This window comes from Marinobacter sp., from assembly GCF_041690615.1.
Taxonomy (GTDB): domain Bacteria; phylum Pseudomonadota; class Gammaproteobacteria; order Pseudomonadales; family Oleiphilaceae; genus Marinobacter.
The window spans coordinates 347585-369476 of the sequence record NZ_JAWLGY010000001.1 but is presented as its reverse complement, the minus strand read 5'-3'; the positions used below and the strand labels follow the sequence as shown (position 1 = coordinate 369476).

Annotated in this window: 21 protein-coding genes; 11 read left to right on the top strand and 10 right to left on the bottom strand. The window is 60.9% G+C overall.

Annotated elements, in window-relative coordinates; genetic code table 11:
- Positions 1-33: 33 nt before the first annotated feature.
- A complete protein-coding gene (locus ACESMZ_RS01620) occupies positions 34-918 on the top strand; it encodes an NAD-dependent epimerase/dehydratase family protein (protein ID WP_372972109.1) in 885 nt (294 codons plus the stop codon).
- Here the strand turns inward: ACESMZ_RS01620 and ACESMZ_RS01615 are convergent.
- The 4 genes from ACESMZ_RS01615 to gmk form a co-directional block, all read right to left on the bottom strand.
- The gene (locus ACESMZ_RS01615; protein WP_372957998.1) at positions 911-1297 is read right to left on the bottom strand and encodes a RidA family protein; all 387 of its coding nucleotides are present in this window, start codon (positions 1295-1297) and stop codon (positions 911-913) included. The genes ACESMZ_RS01620 and ACESMZ_RS01615 overlap by 8 nt on opposite strands.
- A 96-nt stretch (positions 1298-1393) precedes the next feature.
- Positions 1394-3568 (bottom strand): RelA/SpoT family protein, encoded by a 2175-nt coding sequence (locus ACESMZ_RS01610; RefSeq protein ID WP_372957999.1) that lies wholly within the window; start codon positions 3566-3568, stop codon positions 1394-1396.
- 187 nt (positions 3569-3755) lie between these two features.
- On the bottom strand, positions 3756-3968 hold the full coding sequence (gene rpoZ, locus ACESMZ_RS01605) for a DNA-directed RNA polymerase subunit omega (RefSeq protein WP_091852602.1): 213 nt from the start codon (positions 3966-3968) through the stop codon (positions 3756-3758).
- Positions 3969-4106: 138 nt separating this feature from the next.
- Complete coding sequence (gene gmk / locus ACESMZ_RS01600; protein WP_372958000.1) at positions 4107-4745, bottom strand: guanylate kinase; 639 nt, start codon at positions 4743-4745, stop codon at positions 4107-4109.
- Positions 4746-4893: 148 nt separating this feature from the next.
- Here gmk and ACESMZ_RS01595 point away from each other — a divergent pair, with 148 nt between their 5' ends.
- Entirely contained in the window at positions 4894-5775 is an 882-nt protein-coding gene (locus ACESMZ_RS01595) for a universal stress protein (RefSeq protein WP_372958001.1), read from the top strand.
- Positions 5776-5822: 47 nt separating this feature from the next.
- Here the strand turns inward: ACESMZ_RS01595 and ACESMZ_RS01590 are convergent, their stop codons facing one another.
- Positions 5823-6689: a YicC/YloC family endoribonuclease gene (locus ACESMZ_RS01590; protein ID WP_372972108.1), complete on the bottom strand. Its 867-nt coding sequence runs from the start codon at positions 6687-6689 to the stop codon at positions 5823-5825.
- A 183-nt stretch (positions 6690-6872) separates the two neighbouring features.
- On the opposite strand from ACESMZ_RS01590, the gene rph reads away from it, so the two are divergent.
- Complete coding sequence (rph, locus tag ACESMZ_RS01585) at positions 6873-7589, top strand: ribonuclease PH (RefSeq protein WP_372958593.1); 717 nt, start codon at positions 6873-6875, stop codon at positions 7587-7589.
- 83 nt (positions 7590-7672) lie between these two features.
- On the opposite strand, the gene ACESMZ_RS01580 is transcribed toward rph, so the two are convergent.
- The gene (locus ACESMZ_RS01580) at positions 7673-8482 is read right to left on the bottom strand and encodes an exodeoxyribonuclease III (protein ID WP_372958594.1); all 810 of its coding nucleotides are present in this window, start codon (positions 8480-8482) and stop codon (positions 7673-7675) included.
- A gap of 82 nt (positions 8483-8564) precedes the next feature.
- On the opposite strand from ACESMZ_RS01580, the gene pyrE reads away from it, so the two are divergent.
- On the top strand, positions 8565-9203 hold the full coding sequence (pyrE, locus tag ACESMZ_RS01575) for an orotate phosphoribosyltransferase (RefSeq protein WP_372958595.1): 639 nt from the start codon (positions 8565-8567) through the stop codon (positions 9201-9203).
- Positions 9204-9320: 117 nt separating this feature from the next.
- Positions 9321-9980, top strand: a complete 660-nt coding sequence (locus ACESMZ_RS01570; protein WP_372958596.1) for a DUF4124 domain-containing protein — start codon at positions 9321-9323, stop codon at positions 9978-9980.
- A gap of 96 nt (positions 9981-10076) precedes the next feature.
- Here the strand turns inward: ACESMZ_RS01570 and ACESMZ_RS01565 are convergent, their stop codons facing one another.
- A complete protein-coding gene (locus ACESMZ_RS01565; RefSeq protein ID WP_372958597.1) occupies positions 10077-10745 on the bottom strand; it encodes a hypothetical protein in 669 nt (222 codons plus the stop codon).
- A 351-nt stretch (positions 10746-11096) separates the two neighbouring features.
- On the opposite strand from ACESMZ_RS01565, the gene ACESMZ_RS01560 reads away from it, so the two are divergent.
- Positions 11097-11747 carry a fibronectin type III domain-containing protein gene (locus tag ACESMZ_RS01560; RefSeq protein ID WP_372958598.1) on the top strand — a complete coding sequence of 217 codons (651 nt, stop codon included), beginning with the start codon at positions 11097-11099 and terminating at the stop codon, positions 11745-11747.
- A 33-nt stretch (positions 11748-11780) separates the two neighbouring features.
- Here ACESMZ_RS01560 and ACESMZ_RS01555 read toward each other — a convergent pair whose 3' ends face one another.
- A complete protein-coding gene (locus tag ACESMZ_RS01555) occupies positions 11781-12125 on the bottom strand; it encodes a DUF2782 domain-containing protein (RefSeq protein ID WP_372958599.1) in 345 nt (114 codons plus the stop codon).
- A 98-nt stretch (positions 12126-12223) separates the two neighbouring features.
- Between ACESMZ_RS01555 and polA the strand changes: the two genes are divergently transcribed.
- Positions 12224-14944 carry a DNA polymerase I gene (gene polA, locus ACESMZ_RS01550; RefSeq protein ID WP_372972107.1) on the top strand — a complete coding sequence of 907 codons (2721 nt, stop codon included), beginning with the start codon at positions 12224-12226 and terminating at the stop codon, positions 14942-14944.
- A gap of 62 nt (positions 14945-15006) precedes the next feature.
- Here the strand turns inward: polA and ACESMZ_RS01545 are convergent, their stop codons facing one another.
- Both ACESMZ_RS01545 and ACESMZ_RS01540 read right to left on the bottom strand, forming a co-directional pair.
- Positions 15007-16128, bottom strand: coding sequence for a PilT/PilU family type 4a pilus ATPase (locus ACESMZ_RS01545; protein ID WP_372958602.1), 1122 nt, complete (start codon positions 16126-16128; stop codon positions 15007-15009).
- 72 nt (positions 16129-16200) lie between these two features.
- On the bottom strand, positions 16201-17235 hold the full coding sequence (locus tag ACESMZ_RS01540; RefSeq protein ID WP_091852634.1) for a type IV pilus twitching motility protein PilT: 1035 nt from the start codon (positions 17233-17235) through the stop codon (positions 16201-16203).
- A gap of 111 nt (positions 17236-17346) precedes the next feature.
- Here ACESMZ_RS01540 and ACESMZ_RS01535 point away from each other — a divergent pair, with 111 nt between their 5' ends.
- From ACESMZ_RS01535 to ACESMZ_RS01520, 4 genes are all read left to right on the top strand, one after another.
- Entirely contained in the window at positions 17347-18051 is a 705-nt protein-coding gene (locus ACESMZ_RS01535) for a YggS family pyridoxal phosphate-dependent enzyme (protein WP_372958603.1), read from the top strand.
- Between the two features lie 125 nt (positions 18052-18176).
- Entirely contained in the window at positions 18177-19013 is an 837-nt protein-coding gene (gene proC / locus ACESMZ_RS01530) for a pyrroline-5-carboxylate reductase (RefSeq protein ID WP_372958604.1), read from the top strand.
- 43 nt (positions 19014-19056) lie between these two features.
- The gene (locus ACESMZ_RS01525; RefSeq protein ID WP_372958605.1) at positions 19057-19626 is read left to right on the top strand and encodes a YggT family protein; all 570 of its coding nucleotides are present in this window, start codon (positions 19057-19059) and stop codon (positions 19624-19626) included.
- 199 nt (positions 19627-19825) lie between these two features.
- A complete protein-coding gene (locus ACESMZ_RS01520) occupies positions 19826-21790 on the top strand; it encodes a dynamin family protein (protein WP_372972106.1) in 1965 nt (654 codons plus the stop codon).
- Positions 21791-21892 lie beyond the last annotated feature (102 nt).

The following is a 21892-nucleotide window of genomic DNA, read 5'->3' as shown; positions in this document are numbered from 1 at the left end:
TTATGGGCTCAAGCATAAGGATTGAAATAGACTATGGCAATCTCTGCAGACCAGCCCCGCCCCCATGTTCTGGTCGCCGGCTGTGGTGCCCTCGGTGGTGCCATTGCCAGCGCCCTGACCCATAACGCCGAAGTCTGGGGTATCCGCCGCACCGCCAGCGCCATTCCCAAGGGGGTACACCCTGCCCCGGCGGACCTGATGGACAGGGCCTCCCTGGCGAAGGTCGTGCCGGAGGCACCGGATATCATGATCTACTGCCTGACCCCGTCAACCTACGACGACGCAGGTTACCGTGGCGCCTACGTGGACGGCCTGGCCAACCTGCTGGCGGTAACCGACACCAGCAATCTCAAACGGCTGTTCTTTATCAGCAGCACCAGCGTCTATGGCCAGGATGATGATTCGGAAGTTGACGAAACCAGCCCGGTCGCACCCCGGCGGTTCAGCGGCCAGCGGGTCCTGGAAGGAGAGCGGCTGGCCCTGGCCAGTGGTGTTCCCTCAACCGTTATACGCTTCAGCGGAATTTACGGGCCCGGGCGGGGGCGATTCCTGGAGTCCGTCATGGAAGGCGAGCTGAATCCGGATTCACCGGGCCCCTACACTAACCGTATCCATGAGCAGGACGCCATGGCAGCCTGCGTCCACCTGGTGCATCAGGCACTGGAGGGAAAACCGCTGGATGACTGCTATCTCGCCAGTGACTGCGAACCGGTTCGGCTGGACAGGGTGGTGGCCTGGATTCGCCAGCAACTGCCCTGCAAGCCCCCTCTCAGTGACGGTCGGCGAGGCGGCCGCGGAGGCAGCAAGCGCTGCAACAACCGGCGCTTGCTGGCGACAGGGTTCGAGTTCACCTACCCGGATTTTCGTAGCGGTTATCGCCCGATGATCGAGGCGATCAGGCGGGGACGGCTCAGCTGATAACCATCACCGCATCCATCTCCACCGGAACACCCTTGGGCAGGGCGGCAACGCCGATGGCGGCACGGGCCGGGTATGGCTCCTGGAAATAGGTGGCCATGACTTCGTTGACGGTGGCAAAGTTTGCCAGGTCGGTCATGTAGATATTCAGTTTGACGATGTCCTGCAGACCGCCACCGGCGGCCTCGCAGACGGCTTTCAGGTTCTCGAATACGCGGCGGGTCTTGTCCGCAAAATCGCCAGCGACGACTTCCATGGTTTCCGGGTCCAGGGGAATCTGACCGGAGAGGTAGACGGTATCGCCGGCCTTGACGGCCTGGGAGTAGGTCCCGATGGCTTCCGGCGCGGCATCAGTCTGGATAATGGATTTATTGCTCATGTCAGGTTAATCCTGCGTTGCGGTTAAACGAACATGCTGCCGCCGGGGCGATGACGCTGTCAATACTCCCCGGCGGCAATCAATGGTTTGCGGGAATCAGTTTCGGACGCGGCTTATATGGGTAACCGCGCGGATGTTACGCACCCGGCGCATGACCCGTGCCAGGTGACGGCGGCCGTTGACGTGGACCACCAGGCTGACAATGCTCAGGCGGGCGTTCTGCTCTTCCACATTGATGCGCTCAATGTTGCCATCCGCCATGGCAACGGCATTGGCCACTTCGGCAATCACGCCCCGCTGGCGCTCCAGCTCCACCCGTAACTCGACCGAGAATTCGTCGGTGATGTCCTTGGCCCACTTCAGGTGGGTCAGGTGAGCCCGGTCTTCAGAGCTTTCCGGCAACCGGCTGCAGGTATCGCTATGAATCACCAGGCCGTGACCGGAGTCCATGACCCCAACCACCGGATCGCCGGGTATCGGCTTGCAGCAGCTGGCAAAGCGCACCAGCAGGCCTTCCGTGCCGCGGATGGTGACCGGGGTACCCTTGCGGTCGCCCGCCTCGGCCACCGTGCCCACATCAAGCGAACTGGTTTCGGTACCCGTTTCACCGGCCACCAGCTGACGGGCGATCAGGTACGCCATACGGTTGCCCAGTCCAATCTCGCTCAGCAGGTCATCGAAGCTGGCCACCTGGTTATGGCTGACCACCGAACGGATCTGCTCATCGCCCAGTTCGGAGAGCTTCTGGCCAAAGCCATGGAGGGACTTCTTCAGCAGCGTCTTGCCCAGCTCCACCGACTCGGTGCGACGCTGAACCTTGAGCGCGTGCCGGATACTGCTGCGTGCCTTGCCGGTGACCACGAAGCTGAGCCAGGCCGGATTGGGCCGGGCATTGGGCGCTGTAATGACCTCCACAGTCTGGCCGCTTTGCAGGGTCTGGCTCAGGGAGCCCAGGTTTCGGTTGATGCGACAGGCGACGCAGGCGTTGCCGATATCGGTATGGATGGCGTAGGCGAAATCCACCGGCGTCGCACCCGAGGGCAGCTCGAGAATCTTGCCCCTGGGAGTGAATACGTAGATTTCATCCGGAAACAGGTCCGTCTTGACGTGTTCAATGAACTCAAGGGAGTCATCGGCCCGCTCGCGCATTTCCATCAGGCCCTGGACCCAGCGATCCACCCGCTTCTGATTGGCGGAGCTGACCGGTGACTGGTCATGCTTGTACATCCAGTGAGCCGCAATGCCGTCATTGGCGATCTGCTCCATTTCCTCGGTACGGATCTGGATCTCGATATTTACATGCATGCCGAACAGCGTGGTGTGCAGGGACTGATAGCCATTGGCCTTGGGCATGGCGATGTAGTCCTTGAAACGCCCCGGCAGCGGCTTGTAAAGGCTGTGAACCGCGCCGAGGATGCGGTAGCAGTCATCTTCGGTGTCGGTGATGATCCGGAACGCATACACGTCCATGATCTCGTGGAAGGATTTGTGGCGGAACTTCATCTTGTTGTAGATGGAATTCAGGTGCTTCTCGCGCCCCACGATGCGGCCTGGAAGTCCGCGTTCCTGTAGCTTGTCCTCCAGCTTGCCGCGAATGTCTTCGATGATCTCCCGGTGACTGCCGCGCAGCTTGGATACCGCCTTGGAGATGTATTTCGCCCGCATGGGATAAAGGGACGCAAACCCCAGGTCCTCCAGCTCGGTACACACGCGGTGCATGCCGAGACGGTTTGCGATAGGTGCGTAGATATCCAGGGTTTCGTTGGCAATACGCTGGCGCTTCTCATAGGGCATGGGGCCCAGGGTGCGCATGTTATGGAGCCGGTCCGCCAGCTTGACAATGATCACGCGGATATCCCGGGCCATGGCCAGGGTCATCTTCTGGAAGTTCTCGGCCTGGGCCTCGGCACGGGAGCGGAACTCGATCTGGGTCAGCTTGGACACGCCGTCCACCAGGTCTGCTACCGACTCACCAAACTGCTCACTCAGGGCGTCCTTGGGAATGCCGGTATCTTCGATAACATCGTGGAGCATGGCCGCCATCAGACTCTGATGGTCGAGCTTCATTTCCGCAAGAATGGTGGCAACCGCCAGGGGGTGGGTAATGTATCGCTCGCCGCTGCGCCGCATCTGGCCTTCGTGGGCCTGTTCGGCATAATAGTAGGCCCGGCGCACCTGGTTGATGCGGCCAGAATCCAGATAATCTCCAAGCGTGGTCGTCAGGTCTTCGACCGTCCGTTCACGCTCTGCAACAGCAGCCTCTTGCGACACCGCGCCTCCATCAGATTATTCAGGGGGCGGAGATAAAAAAACCCGAATGCGAACATTCGGGTTCTTCCTGTACCCCGCCGGGAAAGCCTGCGCAAATAATTCACGCTCTCCTTTCCACTATAAATCCATCGGGGCGAAATTCAATGGTCTTTTTGTGGCCCCCGGCGTTGCCGGCAGCCTGGAGGAATCAGTCTTCCTCTTCCTCGCGCAGCAGATCACGGGTGACCTTGCCTTCGGCAATCTCACGCAACGCAATCACCGTCGGCTTGTCGTTCTCTTCCGGCACCAGCGGCTCGTAGCCCTTGGTGGCAATCTGGCGGGCGCGCTTGGTCGCCAGCATAACCAGCTGGAAACGGTTGTCGACGTTTTCCAGGCAATCTTCAACGGTAACTCGTGCCATATCTTCCCCGACTGAGTAACGATTAGGAGGTGAATTCCAGCGCCCGGACAACCGGACATTTCAGCAGACCGGCTAGTTTAGCGCCGGGCGATCATAATGTACACAGCTCAAAGGGCTCCGCGCGACTGGGTTGCCAGCTCAGCCGCCGTCTCCGCCCATCAGAGATGACAACAGGCCAGCATGACGGACTTCCTGCCGGTCCATCCGCAGGCGCTGACAGGTTACGATGGACAACAACTGACTGAGCGCATCGGCAAAGTCATCATTGACCACCAGGTAATCAAACTCCAGGGCATGGCGGCACTCTTCCGCGGCCTCCCGCAGGCGACGCTCCACCACCTCCGGCGCATCGGTACCCCGGCCCACAAGGCGCTCCCGCAGTACCTCGGCGGAGGGGGGAACAATAAAGATGCTGACACAATGCGGCATCAGCCGCCGCACCTGGGTGGCGCCCTGCCAGTCAATTTCCAGGATGACGTCTCGCCCCTGAGCCAGCGTCTGCTCGACCCATACCTGGGAGGTGCCATAGTAATTACCAAAGACATCGGCATGCTCCAGGAACTCGTCCCGGCGGATCATGTCCTCGAAGGCTTCGCGAGAGACGAAGTGGTAATTCACACCGTCCTGCTCGCCGGGCCGCATGGGGCGAGTGGTATGGGACACAGAAACGCCCAATCGGGCATCTGCCCGGATCATCTCTCCCACCAGGCTGGTCTTGCCGGCACCGGAGGGCGCGGAGATCACGTACAGGGTACCCTGCTCACCGGTCTGGCTCATGATTCACTGACTCCCGAGAACTTTCTATGGCCGGGCGTCCCGGCCAGAAAGCGGCAAATTATACGGGGTTTGACCTGGCTCCGCATCCCGGGTGGCCGGCAACTGGTAACATTCCCGAAAACCATCGGACAAGTGACGGAAACACCGAATGAAAAAACTGCTGATAGTTATGGACCCGGAGCACAAACACCAGATGGCACTGAGCCGGGGCATCGAACTGGCCAGGGCCACCGGGGCAAGCCTGGAAGTAGTCGCCTTCGCCCACGAATACCTGGAGGCCATCTCCGATGAAACCGAGACGCAGGAGGCCGCCAGAAAGGCCGTCACCGATCAGCGCCAGCGCTGGCTTGAGCAGGTACTGGCACTCTGTGCGTGTGACGACCTGGAGATTGAATCAACCACGGTATGGACGAAACGGATCCATGAATGGCTTATCCGCCGCTGTGCGAGGGCGCCGGTGGATGCCGTGATCAAGACCGGGAACCGGTCCGAGACCTTTCTGTACACTCCGACCGACTGGCACCTGATCCGCGAGTGCCCTGCCCCTGTCATGCTGGTGGCAGAAAACAAGTGGAACAGGGCCCGGCCGATACTGGCCGCGGTGGACCTGGGTTCCGACAAGCCCGCAAAGAAGGCCCTGAACCACCGCATCATTGCCCAGGCAAGGCAACTGGCTGATGCGCTGGAGACCGACCTGCAGCTGGTGCACGCACTGCACACCTCCGTAATCCTGGCTGACATGGACCTGGTGGATACCGAGGCCCGCGACCGCAAGCGGAAAGCGGCCCTGAAACCCCAGGTTGAACACCTCTGCCATACCTGGCACCTGAAACCGGAGCACGTCCACATCGTCTCTGGCCCGGCCCAGAAAGTGATCCCCAGCGTCGCCAACCGGATCAAGGCCGACATGGTTGTTATCGGCACCAGCGGAAAGACCGGCCTGGCGGCCATGGTAATCGGCAATACGGCCGAGAAAGTGCTCACCCACCTGAGAACCGATCTGCTGGCGATCAAGCCGTCCGCGGACTGAGGCGCCGGATCAGCATGGGCAGGTCTGCCTGCCCCTTACGGTGTGTGTTACTCGAGGTTCTGCACCTGCTCTCTCATCTGCTCGATGAGCACTTTCATGTCCACGGCCACGCGGGTGACCTCGGCGTCGATGGACTTGCTGCTGAGGGTGTTGGCTTCCCGATTGAGCTCCTGCATCAGGAAGTCCAGCCGGCGGCCGATGGCGTCACTGCGCTGGAGGGTTTCCCGGACCTCGCTGATGTGGGCTTCCAGCCGGTCCATTTCTTCCGCCACATCGGACTTCTGGGCCAGCATCACCATTTCCTGGCTTAACCGGTCGGGGTCCAGCTCCACCGAGGCCTGACGGAAACGCTCCCGCAGGGTCTGCTCCTGGGCACTGATCAATGCAGGCATACGCTCACGCACCCGGGCTACCAGTTCTGCCATGGCTGACAGGCGCTCATCAAACAGGGGCCGCAGGCGCTCTCCCTCACGCTCCCTTACCTGCACCAGCTCCTCGACGGTGCGGCGGAACAACTCATCCGCAGCAGCCTTCATCGGACTCAGATCCGGCTCTTCCCGGTCGAGTACGCCGGGCCAGCGCAATATATCCAGGGCGCTGATATGGGCCGGGTTATCCAGCAGGCGATTGACGTGGTTGATGGCTTCATTCAGGGACGCCGCCAGGCGGTCGTTCACCATCAGGGCGGTATCCGCATCTTCGGAAGACTGCAGACGCATGCCCACATCCACCTTGCCCCGGCCGAGGGTCTTGCGCAGATGCTCCCGGAAGCCGTTCTCCAGCTCCCGAAGCGCCTCAGGCAGGCGGAAAGAGGGCTCCAGGTAACGGTGATTCACCGTGCGTATCTCGCAGGTCAGCACGCCCCACTCGGCCTGTGTCTGCTGGCGGGCAAACGCTGTCATACTTCTGATCATGGTGGCTCCAGAGTTCTTCCGTAGAATACGGCTTCAGTCTACCAGTTTGGCCGGCGGGAAATCCCGTGTCCGTTCGGCAGGCCGGGCTCAGCCGTCCCGTGTTATACTGCGACCCCTTTTTTCAGTGGCCGTCACTCGTTACCATCCGGCCCCTGTTCATTTCCGGACTCACAAGGATCAGCTATGCGACCCAGCGGCAGACAGCCCGAACAGCTCAGAGACGTGCGGCTCACCCGCCACTTCACCCGGCATGCGGAGGGTTCCGTGCTGGTGGAGTTCGGCGACACCCGCGTCATCTGCACCGCATCCGTGGAAAACAAGGTACCACCCTTTCTCCGCGGCGAAGGTCAGGGCTGGATAACCGCCGAATACGGCATGCTGCCGCGCTCCACAGGCAGCCGCATGGGCCGGGAAGCCGCCCGGGGCAAACAGGGGGGTCGTACCGTGGAAATCCAGCGACTCATTGGCCGCTCCCTGCGTGCCGCAGTCGATCTGGAAGCACTGGGCGAGCACACCATCACCATCGACTGCGATGTTATCCAGGCGGACGGCGGTACCCGAACCGCCGCCATTACCGGAGGCTGCGTTGCCCTGGTGGACGCACTGAACTTTCTGGTGAAGGAAGGCCGCCTGAAACAATCTCCCCTGAAACAGATGGTGGCCGCACTATCGGTGGGGGTCTACCAGGGCACCCCAGTGGTAGACCTGGACTACCCGGAAGACTCCACCGCGGAAACCGACATGAACGTTATCATGACGGACCAGGGCGGATTTATCGAAATACAGGGCACGGCAGAGGGCGCGCCCTTCGTGCAGGAAGAACTGGACAATATGCTGGTACTGGCGAAGCAGGGTATTGAGCAGCTGTTCGAGATTCAGAAGGCTGCGCTGGCGGAATAACCAACCGCCTATTGGCCAGCTAAAGAAAAAGCGCGGCGGGAGAAACCCGGCGCGCTTTTTGATTTTCAGGGGACGGCATTCCCTCAGAATCCGATATCGATATCGTAATCCATGATCAGCGGAGCATGATCAGAGAACCGGGTGGTTTCGTCGATCCAGCCATCCCGGATGGTCTTGCGAATCCCCGGAGTCAGCAGCTGGTAATCGGCACGGATACCCACGTTCTTGCGCTCTCCGCCGTCCCACTCCGGCCACCAGGTGAACTGGTTGCTCTGCTTGTTGATCTCGCGAAAGGCGTCGATGGCACCCATCTCATCAAACAGCCGATCGAGGAAAGCCCGTTCGTGGGGGAGAAAACCGGACACGTCCAGCTGGTGATAGATGGGGCTGGCGTCGGTGACGTGATGGGCAGTCTGCAGGTTGGCGCAGAAAATGAACTGGCGGCGCTTGCGCAGGGTTTTCTGCATATGCAGCCCGAAAGCGTCCATGAACTCGTCCTTGTGATCAAGCACGGTCAGGTCGTTTTCGTCTTCCAGCAGCTCTTCTTCCCGGCCAAGGGCACAGGGCGCCAGTACGCTGGCTACGCTGACGCGATCAAAGTCCGCCTGGATGAAGCGCCCCTCGCGATCTGCCTGCTCACTGGCAAAGCCATACATGATGGCCTTCGGAAAGTGACGGGTGTAAATGCCCACGCCGCCGTGTTCGTTGAGCTCGCCATCGATAAAGTAGGCTTCGTAACCTTCGGGAATCAGGTTGCGGTCCTCAATTTCATAGACCCGCATGCGGTGGTCCTGAACACAGATTACGTCGGCGTCCTGGTCGGCGATCCAGTCAAAGAAGCCTTTTTCAATCGCCTGTTCCAGGCCATTGACGCTGATTGATACTACACGCATACGTATTCCCTGATTCAGTTTGGGTGTATGATACCGGTTTTACACGTTTTTGAAAGAACCAGACCCCGCCAGAAGCCTTGTCATGCACGACTACCAGCGCGATTTTATCGAGTTTGCCATCCACCGTGACGTCCTGCGTTTCGGTGAATTTACTCTCAAGTCGGGACGCACCAGCCCCTACTTTTTCAATGCCGGCCTGTTCAATAGCGGCAACGACCTGCTGTGCCTGAGCGAAGCCTATGCCGCCGCCCTCACCCGTAGTGGGCTGAATTATGACATGATTTTCGGGCCCGCCTATAAGGGCATTCCCTTGGCCACCACCACTGCCATGACGCTGGCCAGGCAAGGCGACAACCGCCCCTGGGCCTTTAACCGCAAGGAAGCCAAGGACCACGGCGAAGGCGGCAATATAGTCGGCGCTCCGTTGCAGGGCCGGGTCCTGATCATTGATGACGTTATTACTGCCGGTACCGCGATCCGTGAGTCCATGGCAATTATCGAGGCCGCCGGCGCGACACCCGCCGGGGTTCTGATTGCCCTGGATCGCCAGGAGCGAGGCCAGGGCGACCTGTCTGCCATCCAGGAAGTGGAACAGAACTACGGCATACCGGTCATAAGCATTATCCGGCTGGAGCAGGTACTCGAATACCTGCAGACAAAGCCCGGGTTCGCCCGCCATGCGGAGGCCATTACAGCCTACCGCGACCGTTACGGCGTCTGATAATTCTGACGCCTGGCCATGCTGTGACACAGAGCGAAGCAACCGGAAACGCATCTGGTATGCTTCCGGACTGTACACATGATGAGACAAGCCACTTGACCGACAAGGGTGTGACCGGTGCCTGCCACTAGACTGACAACCTGCCTCATCGCCGCCAGCTGTCTGGTGTTCGCTTCTCTGGCGGACGCCAGGATGTATCGCTACAAGGATGACAGCGGGCAGCTGGTGATCAGCAACACTGTCCCCCAGGAGGCCTCCACCCGGGGCTACGAAATCCTCAACAGCCAGGGACGTGTGGTGGACAGGGTAGCGCCAGCGCCCACTGAGGAAGAGCTTCGCCGCCGGGAAGAGGAACAACGCCGCCAGAAGCAGGCCGAGGTCCAGCGTGAACAGGACCGGGCCCTGCTGCGACGCTACAGTCACCCGGATGACGCGGTACGTGCCCTGCACCGCAAGATCGGTGAACTGGAGGGGCTCAACCAGCTCAAACGCGGCAACATTTCGGTAATCGAGTCCCAGCTGGACAGCGAACAGTCCAGGGCAGCCAACCTGGAGCGCTCCGGCCGGGAGATCCCGGAGATGACGTTGCAGAAGATCGATCGCCTGGAAGGCCAGATCCAGGACATCGAGAAGGAAATTGAAAACCAGGAAAAGGAAATTCGTCAGATGCGCGAGCAGTACCTCAAGGATATCGAACGCCTGGAGATCATCACCGAACACCAGCGAACCCTGCCCCTGGAGCCACCGAAGGCGGCTGACGAGGCCAGCGCCCGGTAAGCAAAGTCGTCGTTCCCGGGAGCACGAAAGAGCCACCCCTGGAGGTGGCTCTTTGCGTTGGTGACTCGATGACTTCCGGAGCGGACAGCTGACCGGTCAGGCGTTGGTCGTGCTTTTTTCGCTGGCCGTGCTTTTTTCGCCGCTCGCACCCTTGCTGGCATTATCGGAACCGGAAGAGGACCCGGTGGACGAAGCCCGGGGCGTCCCCGAGGTGTTACTGCCCGGACCTGACTTGCTGGTCCTCCCGCCGGACCTGGCCGTCGTTCTGCTGCCAGAGGCTGCCGCCTTGCTGGTCTCATCGGCCGCTTTCGAAACCTGCTTGCCGGTGCTCCTGGCGGTTTTCGAGACATCCGACGCTGTGGACTGGGCACCGCGGGAAACCCGGTTGGCACCTTTCTGGGCCTTGCCGGACACTCTGGTTGCCGTGGACTTCGCGGAGGATGACACTTCCTCGGCCACCTCATCTGCGGTCTTGCTCACGGCACGGGCGGTATCGGCGGTCTCCTTGTCCAGGCGCGCCACCAGGTCACCAGCGAAACTGCCGACCCGGCTGTTGAAGGTACGTAACTGATCAAAGACGGCACCGCTGGCCCCGTTGTAGCGCTTGCGCAGGTTCTTCACCCGGTACTGGCGCACTTCGCTTTCCAGTTTTTCCGCCGCGTCAAAAGGTTTGGCCGCCAGGTGCTTCTGCGCCTTCTCAGCGGCATCAATGCCCTTGTCTACCATGTCCTGAAGCTGTTCCTGCCAGGTTTTGAGCTTGCTCATAACGACCCTCCCTTCGGGTTCGGTGAAATTCTCTCTGACGAAAAAATACAGGCGGGAAGGTACTCCCGACCATCACCCGATCAGGATAGGGAGATAAGTTAGAGTATTCACACTAATCCCGTTGCGCACCGGAAGGTGATTCAGGCCACCCCCACACAGGCATTTGGTGAGACCTGTGGCAATTTACCAAATAGTCACTTGCGAGCTAAGCGCCCTTCCCCATAATCGCGCCATCGTTTTTGCGCAGTGGCATCCCGGGGGGCCGACTTCCCGATTCCGAAAAGCCTGCCTGGCATTCCCTCAGACGGCTCTGAACCAGCAGGTGACATAAAAATCAATGCGAGGATTGCCATGATGTCTTCATACCAGACGTCGACTTCCCGGAATCTGCTCATTGCCCTGACCCTGGTGCTTGCCGGGTGCGGAGACAACAGTTCAGCCGGCAACGATGTGGCAGGCGGCAGCGTCGCTGATCCGGCAGCCCGGGAAACCCGGGACGCGTTTAACGACGACGTCGGAAACTCTGCCAGCCAGAAATACGTTCAGCCTGCACAGGAACCGGACAGGGGGCCGGAAATCGAAAATCCGATTCTGGCTGCCCCATTACCGGTACCCGTGCCGGAAGGGGAAGGACCTGGTGCCGCCAGCGGTGACCATGCCGACCCTGACCGACCAACGGATGACGAGCCCGGAACAGCAACGGAACAGCGCGGCCAGGATGACACCGGGGCGGTGGCGGGGCGCCCGGTCCTGCACTGGGACAGCCCGATGAGCCGGGAAGACGGCAGCAAGCTCTATCCGGGTGAAATCAGCGGCTACAGGGTGTACTACCGGTTGCGACACCAGGACAGATTTCTGTCCCTGGAGCTGGAAGGGCCGGACACCGACAGCCTGACCCTGGACGAATTCGATCCCGGGGCCTACGAATTCGCTGTCAGCACTGTCGATATCAATGGTATGGAAAGCCGCCGGTCAGAGCCGGTCACCGTGGACCTGATCTAATGTCCCGGGGCTCCTCCGCAGAGCCCGCAGTCGCTACCAGCGAAACAGTACCCAGCTGGGAACAAGCAGGGAGGTCTCGTCCTCCCTGATCCAGCCGCCCCCATCAGCGGGCACCAGGTAATAGGCTGGACCCACGTCCGGCACCACCTTGATCTCCCGCAACTGGCCATTGACGCGATACTCGTAGTACACCACGTCCTCGCCGGGCCGGATGATGATCGCGGAGCCATCTGTCTCTGGCTCATACTCCGGAATCACCACAGGCTCATCCGGCAACTGCGGTTTTTCATCCAGGGGTGAGCTGCTCCCATCCTGCGCCAGAACCGTTAAGGGAGCTGCGAGACAAAGAGCCAACAGCGAGATGACGACTGGTTTCATGGTAACCTCTGTGTTCAGATGGGCCGCTGATACGGCACCCAGTCAAAAGCGTTGCACAAGCCACCCAAACCTTCAACAGATTCCGGATTCCCCTTGCCATGAGTCAAACCAAGACGCCCCCCGTTGTCCTTGTCGATGGTTCCTCCTACCTGTTCCGGGCATTCCATGCCTTGCCTCCGCTGACTACCAGCAAGGGCCACCCCACCGGGGCCATCAAGGGGGTGATCAGCATGTTGCGACGCCTGGAACAGGACTTTCCGGGCTCAAAAGTGGTGGTGGTGTTCGATGCCAAGGGCAAGACTTTCCGTCATGAACTCTACGAAGCATACAAGGCCAACCGGCCGCCAATGCCGGAAGATCTGGCGGTTCAGATCAAACCCATCCACGAAATCGTGGAAGCCATGGGACTGCCCCTGCTGATCATTCCTGAAGTGGAAGCGGACGATGTGATCGGAACCCTTGCCACGGAAGCCACAGCCAAGGGGGTGGACGTTGTGATCTCCACCGGTGACAAGGACATGGCCCAACTGGTGAGTGATCACGTTACGCTGATCAACACCATGACGGAGACCCGCATGGACCGGGACGGGGTGGTGGAAAAGTTCGGCATCGCACCGGAACAGATCGTGGACTACCTGGCGCTGGTGGGCGACACCGTGGATAACATCCCCGGCGTGACCAAGTGCGGTCCGAAAACGGCCGTCAAATGGCTACAGCAATACGGCGACCTGGACAATCTCATGGCCCACGCCGGCGAGATCAAGGGCAAGATTGGTGACAACCTGCGGGATGCGCTGGAACACCTGCCCCTGAGCCGGGAACTGGCCACCATCCGCACCGACGTGGACCTGCATTTTGGTATTGAGCAGGTATCGCCGGAGCCGGAACACCGGGAGCAGCTGCTGAAACTGTTCCAGGAATACGAGTTCAAGGCCTGGATTGCCGAATACTCGGGTGAAGGAACAACGAAGACTGATACCACCGCTGATGAATCGGCCGCACCACCGGAACGCCAGTACGAAACCATTCTCACTGAAGAGCAGCTGGATGCCTGGCTGAATGAACTGGGCAAGGCAGAACTGTTCGCTTTCGACACAGAGACCACCAGTCTCCGGTATAGCGAAGCCGAGGTGGTTGGCGTTTCCTTCGCAATTGAACCCGGCAAGGCCGCCTACCTGCCCCTGGCCCACGATTATATGGGTGCACCGGACCAGCTGGACAGGGATGCGACCCTCGCAAGGCTGAAACCGTTGCTGGAAGACCCGAAGCGCAGCAAGGTGGGCCAGAACCTGAAGTATGACAAGAATGTACTTGCCAACCATGGCATCTGCCTGGAGGGCATCGCCGAGGACACCATGCTGGAGTCCTACGTGCTCAATTCCACCGCTACCCGCCACGACATGAACAGCCTGGCGCTGAAATACCTGGGCGAGAAGACCATCAGCTTCGAGGATATTGCCGGCAAGGGGGCAAAGCAGCTCACCTTCAACCAGGTTGACCTGGAGCAGGCTGCGGAATACGCCGCCGAGGATGCCGATATCACTCTGCGACTGCACCAGGTACTGCGCCCCCAGCTCAGGGAAACCGGGCGCCTGGACGCCGTCTACCGGGACATCGACCTGCCCCTTGTACCGGTGTTGTCCCGCATGGAGCAACGCGGCGCCCTGATCAACGCCTCTACCTTGCGCCAGCACAGCCAGGAGCTGGCCGAGCGCATGGCCGAGCTGGAGCAGGAAGCCCACGAGGAGGCTGGTGAAAGCTTCAATCTGGGCTCCACCAAGCAGCTACAGGCGATTTTCTACGACAGGATGGGCCTGCCAGTCATCAAGAAGACACCCAAGGGGGCACCGTCTACCGCCGAGCCAGTGCTGCAGGAACTGGCCCATGAGCACCGGCTGCCACGGCTGATCCTGGAGCACCGCAGCCTGAGCAAGCTCAAGTCCACCTACACAGATACCTTGCCGGAGCTGATCAGCCCCCACACCGGACGCGTCCATACCTCATACCATCAGGCGGTGACGGCGACCGGCCGCCTGTCGTCCTCCGAGCCCAACCTGCAAAACATTCCGGTGCGCACCGAGCAGGGCCGGCGTATTCGACAGGCCTTTACGGCGCCTGAAGGCTACAAGCTGGTTGCAGCGGATTATTCACAGATCGAGCTGCGGATCATGGCCCACCTGTCCGGCGACAAGGGCCTGCTCGGGGCCTTCGAGCGGGGTGAAGACATCCATCGCGCGACAGCCGCCGAAGTATTCGGAGCAACGGTTGATGACGTTACCCCCGATCAGCGCCGCAGCGCCAAGGCCATCAACTTCGGCCTGATCTACGGCATGTCAGCCTTTGGCCTTGCCCGCCAGCTGGAGGTGGACCGCAAAACCGCCCAGGACTACATCGACCGCTACTTCCAGCGCTACCCCGGCGTGCTGGAGTACATGGACCGTATCCGCAAGCAGGCACATGACGATGGGTTTGTGGAAACCCTGGCAGGCCGCCGCCTGTACCTGCCGGAAATCAACGCCCGCAACAAACAGATGCAGCAGGCCGCCGAACGCACGGCCATCAACGCCCCCATGCAGGGAACGGCGGCGGACATCATCAAACGGGCCATGGTCACGGTGGAAGACTGGTTGCTGGCCGAGCATTCTGACGACGCCCGCATGGTGATGCAGGTCCACGACGAACTGATCCTTGAGGTGAAGGAATCCGCGCTGGAGGTAATCTGCCGGGGCCTTGAGGAACGAATGTCCGGTGCCGCAGAGCTGAAGGTGCCACTACTGGTAGAAGCCGGCGTCGGCGATAACTGGGACGAGGCACACTAAGGTCGATAATGTACCGGGGGAAAGCCGCGGCTCCCCCTTTTCCTGTCACCCTCACCGCTGACTCAGTCGTTCTGGATGGACAGCTTGTCGACCGTGTTTGACAGCTGATCGGAGCCTTTGGCATCCGCGCCCAGCTTGATCATCAGGCGCAGATCGTTGGCAGAGTCGGCATGGGCCAGGGCATCCTCGTAGGTGATTGCCCCTTCCGAATAAAGGCTGTACAGGGCCTGGTCGAAGGTCTGCATACCCGACTCGGTGGACTTGGTCATCAGCTCCTTGAGCTTGTGCACCTCACCCTTGCGGATCATATCGGCTACCAGCGGGGTGTTGATCAATACCTCGATAACCGCCCGCCGGCCCTTGCCGTCCGGCGTCGGGATCAGCTGCTGGGCAACAATGGCCTTGAGGTTCAGGGACAGGTCCATCCAGGTCTGGTTGTGCTGGTCCGGATTGAAAAACTGGATAATCCGGTCCAGGGCCTGGTTGGCGTTGTTGGCGTGCAGGGTGGCCAGGCACAGGTGACCGGTTTCCGCAAACTGCACGGCGTACTGCATGGTCTCCCGGGTCCGGATCTCACCGATCAGGATAACGTCCGGCGCCTGCCGCAGGGTGTTCTTCAGGGCCGTCTCGAAGCTGTCTGTGTCAATACCCACCTCACGCTGGGTGACGATGCAACCCTGGTGCTGGTGAACAAACTCGATGGGGTCCTCGATGGAGATAATGTGACCACGGCTGTTGCGGTTGCGGTGCCCCAGCATGGCCGCCAGCGAGGTGGACTTACCGGTACCGGTGGCCCCCACGAAGATGATCAGGCCCCGCTTGGTCATGGCCAGGTCCTTGACGATGTCCGGCAGGCCCAGATCATCCACCTGGGGAATCTTGGTCTCGATGCGCCGCAGCACCATGCCACACAGGTTGCGCTGGAAGAAGGCGCTGACCCGGAACCGGCCGATGCCCCGGGCACTGATGGCAAAGTTGCACTCGTGGCTCTCCTCGAACTCCGCCTGTTGCTTGGAGTTCATGGCGCCATAGACGAACTCCCGGGTCTGCTCCGGCGTCAGGGCGTTCTTGGTGACGGGCAGTACCTTGCCGTTGACCTTCATGCTCGGCGGAACCCCGGCGGTAATAAACAGGTCAGAGCCGCCCTTTTCCACCATCAGCCGCAGCAGTTTTTCAAATTCCATGGGAGTACTTCCAGCGTTTCAGTCAGGTTTGCCTGCGCCGCCCAACCGTTGAGCGACGCCCGATAGTCCGGATCAGAAGTTGTCGGGAATCTTGGCCTTGGCCCGGGCCGCCTCGCGGCTGATCAGGCCCTTCTGCAAGAGCCGTTGCAGGCACTGATCCAGGGTCTGCATGCCCAGGGAGCCGCCGGTCTGGATGGCGGAGTACATCTGGGCCACCTTATCTTCGCGGATCAGGTTACGAATTGCTGCGGTCCCGATCATGATTTCATGTGCCGCTATCCGGCCACCGCCCATTTTTTTCATCAGGGTCTGGGAGACCACGGCCTGCAGGGACTCGGAGAGCATGGAGCGGACCATGGACTTTTCTTCCGCCGGGAATACGTCCACCACCCGGTCAATGGTCTTGGCAGCGGAGGTGGTGTGCAGGGTGCCAAATACCAGGTGACCGGTTTCAGCGGCGGTCAGGGCAAGGCGGATGGTCTCCAGGTCTCGCAGCTCACCCACCAGAATAATGTCGGGGTCTTCCCGCAGGGCCGAGCGCAGGGCCTCGTTAAAGCCCAGGGTATCCCGGTGCACTTCCCGCTGGTTCACCAGACACTTCTTGGACTCGTGAACGAATTCGATGGGATCTTCGATGGTCAGCACGTGCTCGTAGCGGCTGTCGTTGATGTAGTCGAGCATGGCCGCCAGTGTGGTGGACTTACCGGAACCCGTGGGCCCGGTCACCAGCACCAGGCCGCGGGGAACGGAAGCGATGTCCTTGAAAACCTGGCCCATGCCCAGATCTTCCATGGTAAGCACTTTCGAGGGAATGGTCCGGAAGACCGCACCGGCACCGCGGTTCTGATTGAAGGCGTTAACCCGGAAACGGGCCACACCGGGCACTTCGAAGGAAAAGTCGGTTTCCAGGAACTCCTCGTAGTCCTTCCGCTGCTTGTCGTTCATGATGTCATAGATCAGTCCGTGGACTTCCTTATGCTCCATGGGCGGAAGGTTGATCCGGCGTACATCGCCATCGACACGAATCATGGGTGGCAGCCCGGCGGACAGGTGCAGGTCAGACGCGCCCTGTTTGGCCGAGAAGGCCAGAAGTTCGGTAATATCCATAGGGTTCCTCGGAAGGCGGTTCTTTTATGCCCTGGCCCGCTTGGTTTTTTCCAACCCCGGGGTTAACGTGAGCCCCTTATCAGCACAGCCAGCGGCAGTCAGAAAAATACTATGAGCAGCATAGCAGACAACATCCGGAGCGTAACCCGACGCATACAAAAAGCAACAGAGGCGGCGGGACGCGCTGCCGGGAGTGTGCGTTTGCTCGCAGTCAGCAAGACCCGACCGGCCGAGGATCTGCGCCTGGCAGCCGCCGCCGGACAGCAGGCCTTCGGTGAGAACTACCTGCAGGAGGCCCTGGACAAGATCGAGGCCCTGCATGACTTGCCAGAACTGGAGTGGCACTTCATCGGCCCCATCCAGTCCAACAAGACCCGGGCCATTGCCGAGAATTTCCAGTGGGTGCACAGCGTGGACCGGCTCAAGATCGCCCGCCGGCTCAGCGAGCAACGCCCGGGAGACAAGCCGCCCCTGAACATTTGCCTGCAGGTCAATATCGATCAGGAGGAAAGCAAGTCCGGCTGCCATCCGGACGATCTGGCCGGGCTGGCAGTCGCCATGAGCGGATTGCCTAACCTCAACCTGAGGGGGCTGATGGCCATACCGGATCCGGACCAGCCACAAGACAGCCTGAGGGAGAGTTTTCAGCGCCTTGCAAAAGCGCTGGACAGTCTGCGAGGCAATCCCGACGTAGGCGGCTCGCTGGATACCCTGTCCATGGGTATGTCCGGTGACCTGGAACTGGCCATTGCCGAGGGGGCAACCCTGGTGCGGGTGGGTACCGCCCTGTTCGGGCCCCGGGACTACCAGCACTGACCTTTCCGGGTCTGGATTACCGGGCAACCCGTTTCGGACAGGGCCAGCTTGCCGCGCCCCTGGAAGTAAGCGCAGGATTTAGCTGGTATGATTTGCCATCACAACTTTCTGATGCGGAGTGAACTGTGAGTACTTCACCGACGATTGGCTTTATCGGCGCCGGCAACATGGCCAGCGCCATTATTGGCGGCATGCTGGACAGCGGTTTCCGCGCCGGCAGCATCTGGGCCAGCGCCCCGGACGATGAGCACCTGCAGACCATCCGCCGCAAGTTCGGGGTGAGCGTTACCACCGACAACCGCTACTGTGCGCAACAGGCGGATGTGGTGATCCTGGCGGTCAAGCCACAGATAATGGCGGATGTTTGCCGCGATATCGCCCCGGTAGTCCAGAATACCCGCCCCCTGATGGTGTCCATTGCCGCCGGCCTGACCTCCGCGACCCTGGACGAGTGGCTCGGTGGCGGTCTGCCGCTGGTCCGGGTGATGCCCAACACGCCGTCGCTGGTGGGCAAGGGGGCGGCGGGCCTCTATGCCAACGATGCCGTGACCGACGACCAGAAAAAGACCGTCGAATCCATTTTCAACAGCATCGGCAAGGCACTCTGGCTGGATGACGAAGAAATGCTGCATGCGGTCACCGCCCTGTCCGGCAGTGGCCCGGCCTACTTCTTCCTGATGCTCGAGTCGCTGGAAGCCGCCGCTACCGAAGCCGGCATTGAAGCGGATACTGCCCGGGCGCTGGCGATCCAGACCATGGCCGGCGCCGCTGAAATGGCCGCGCGCAGCGAACACGACCCGGCGCAGCTCAAGCGTAATGTCATGTCTCCGGGTGGCACCACAGAACAGGCCGTGCTGACCTTCGAGGACGGCGGCATGCGCGCGCTGGTGGAGAAGGCCTACAAGGCTGCGATGACCCGCTCGCGGGAGATGGCGAAAGAACTGGCTGATCCTGACAGCTGACACGCTCAATCCATACATTGTTCATAACGGAGACAACGCTCCAATGCTCGCTGACATCTTTATCACCGTGCTGCAGTTTGTGGCCATGTTCTACCTCACGCTGGTCCTGCTCCGATTTCTGCTGCAGCTGGCGAGGGCTGACTTCTACAATCCCATTTCCCAGTTTGTGGTAAAGGCGACCAATCCACCCCTGCGCCCTCTGCGCCGGGTCATACCGGGTATTGGCGGCGTCGACGGCGCGTCACTGGTTCTGGCGATCCTGGTGAGTGCCCTGTTCTTCACCCTGCTCTGGGTTGCCAGCGGCTTCCCGCTGACCGGTCTTAACCCCATTGCCCTGCTGGCATGGGCCGGGGTCCATGTACTGGGCCTGATCATCGAGATCTACTTCTGGGCGATACTGGCGGTGGTGATTATCAGTTGGGTGGCACCCCAGAGTAACCACCCAGCCATCATGCTGGTTGCACAGATCACCGAGCCGGTCATGCGTCCGGTCCGCAATATTGTTCCGCCCCTCGGCGGCTTGGACCTGTCACCCATCTTCGTATTCCTGATCCTCAACGTGTTGCGGGTGATGGTAGACCACCTGGGAGCGGCCGTGGGCCTGCCGGTCTGACCCCCCCCGGCTCACTGACCACCGACACCGGATCACAGGAACCGCCCCCTCCATGGCTCCTGTGATCCCGTTAACAGACCTGACAACAAAATCGACATACCCTAGGCTGATCTTTCTGTCATAGCGCCAACTCCACCCAGCACCCGCCTGAACCTTTCCGGAACGGAAACCCGGGCGAGCAGCGAACAGGGTCAGTACCATGAACGGACCAGCCATCCTGGCGAACCAGGTTGAAGCCTACCATCAGTGGAAGAAGGAACTCATCCGGCAGATCAGCCGCTACCGACTCTGGCTGCAGGACAATGACCTCTATTCGGAGGATGTCAGCGAGCGCATCCGCCGGGGCGTGGAGCTACTGATCGAAGACGAGCTCACCATCGCCTTTGTCGGGGAGTACTCCCGGGGCAAGACCGAACTGATCAACGCCCTGTTCTTCGCCGAGTACGGTCAGCGCATGCTGCCCTCGGAGGTGGGCCGCACCACCATGTGCCCCACTGAACTTTTCTTCGACCGTGCCACCGGCAGCAACTATCTTCAGCTACTTCCCATCGAGACCCGCGAAGGCGATCTTTCCCTGCAGGAGCTGCGGCGCCACCCTGAGCACTGGGTCCGTCACGAGCTCAGCGAGGACGACCCGGAGACCATGCGTGCAGTACTGGGGGAAGTCGCACGGGTACGTAGCGTCAGTCCCCAGGAAGCCCGTCACTATGGCTTCAGCGAGTCCATGCTGGAAACAGATACACAGAATCCCGGCCAGGTGCTGATCCCGGCGTGGCGCAGCGCCCGCATCAGCATTCGCCACCCGCTGTTCGAACGGGGCCTGCGGATTCTCGATACGCCAGGACTCAATGCCCTCGGATCGGAGCCGGAGCTGACCGTCAGCCTGCTGCCCTCGGCCCACGCCATCCTGTTCCTGCTAAGTGCTGACACGGGTGTTACCGCCAGTGACATGGCCATCTGGAAGGAACACATCGACACAGAGGATGCCGACCACCGGGCCGGCCGGTTTGCGGTGCTGAACAAGATCGACTCCCTGTGGGACGAGCTTCGGCCCCAACGGGAGGTGCAGGAGAGCATTGAGCGGGTGCGGCACAATACAACCAGCCAGCTGGGCCTGCGGGACGACGAGGTTATCCCCATTTCCGCCAAGCAGGGCCTGACCGCCAAGGCCAGGGACGACAGCAGCCTGCTGGACCGCAGCCAGCTGCCGCGACTGGAACGATTGCTGATCGACCGCATTCTCCGCCAGAAAGAAGAGCTGATCACCCAGAGCCTGATCAATGACCTGCTGGGCATGTTGCAGAACAGCCAGGCTGCCATGCAGGCCCGCCTGCTCAGCCTGGAAGAAGAGCGGCGGGCCTGCTCCGGCCAGGCCGTGGACCGTGAAGCCCTGCGCCGCCTGGCGGACCGGGCCCAGACCGATTACGATTTTTACTACCGCAAACTGATTACCCTGCGCTCCAGTCGTCGGCTGATGCAGTCCCAGGGGGATATCCTGACGAACATGGTCAGTGAGTCCCGCTTCAATGCCCATGCCGCCACCGTTCGCCAGATGATGAGCAAAAGCTGGACATCGGCCGGCATGAGCCAGGCCATGGACCACTTCTTCGAATTGCTGGAAGGCGACCTGCAGAATCTCCTGGCTGAGGGGCGTCTGGCGGAGCGCATGGTGGAGGCCATCTACCGCCGCTATAACGAGGACACCCGCGGCCGGCACCTGGAGCCTATCCCCCTGCGGGCCGGGCGCCACGTCATCGCCATTCGCGAGCTGCGTAAACGGGCCACCCGTTTCCGCCGTGCCCCGGGCAACCTGCTGCGAGAGCAGAAGTGGCTGATCCGCCGTTTCTTCCAGGTGATGGTCACCGAGGCCCGCACACTTCACGAGCGCGTCCGCCGTGACGTGGAGCGCTGGCCGGGGGAGGCACTGCTGCCCATCATGCAGTTCTCCATGGAGCAGAAGCAGTTGCTGGAACACCAGGTGCGCCGTATCCGCGACATGGTCCGCCACGACCGTGACAGCAAGGCCGAACGCGAACGACTGACCAATACCATCAGCGACCTGCGCCGTCAGCTGGAGCTGGCCGACGCCATGCAGCGCCAGATCCGCCGACCGGCACCGACACTCAGCCAGCAGAAAGTGGTCAATATCTCCGGCATTGCCTGAACAATAACCGTCGACAGTGCGGGGACTCCCGGAGCGTTGCCTGAACCCTCTGCCCCGGCACTGCCAACCTCTCCCCCCCGGGCCGGTTGCAGCTCCGACGCC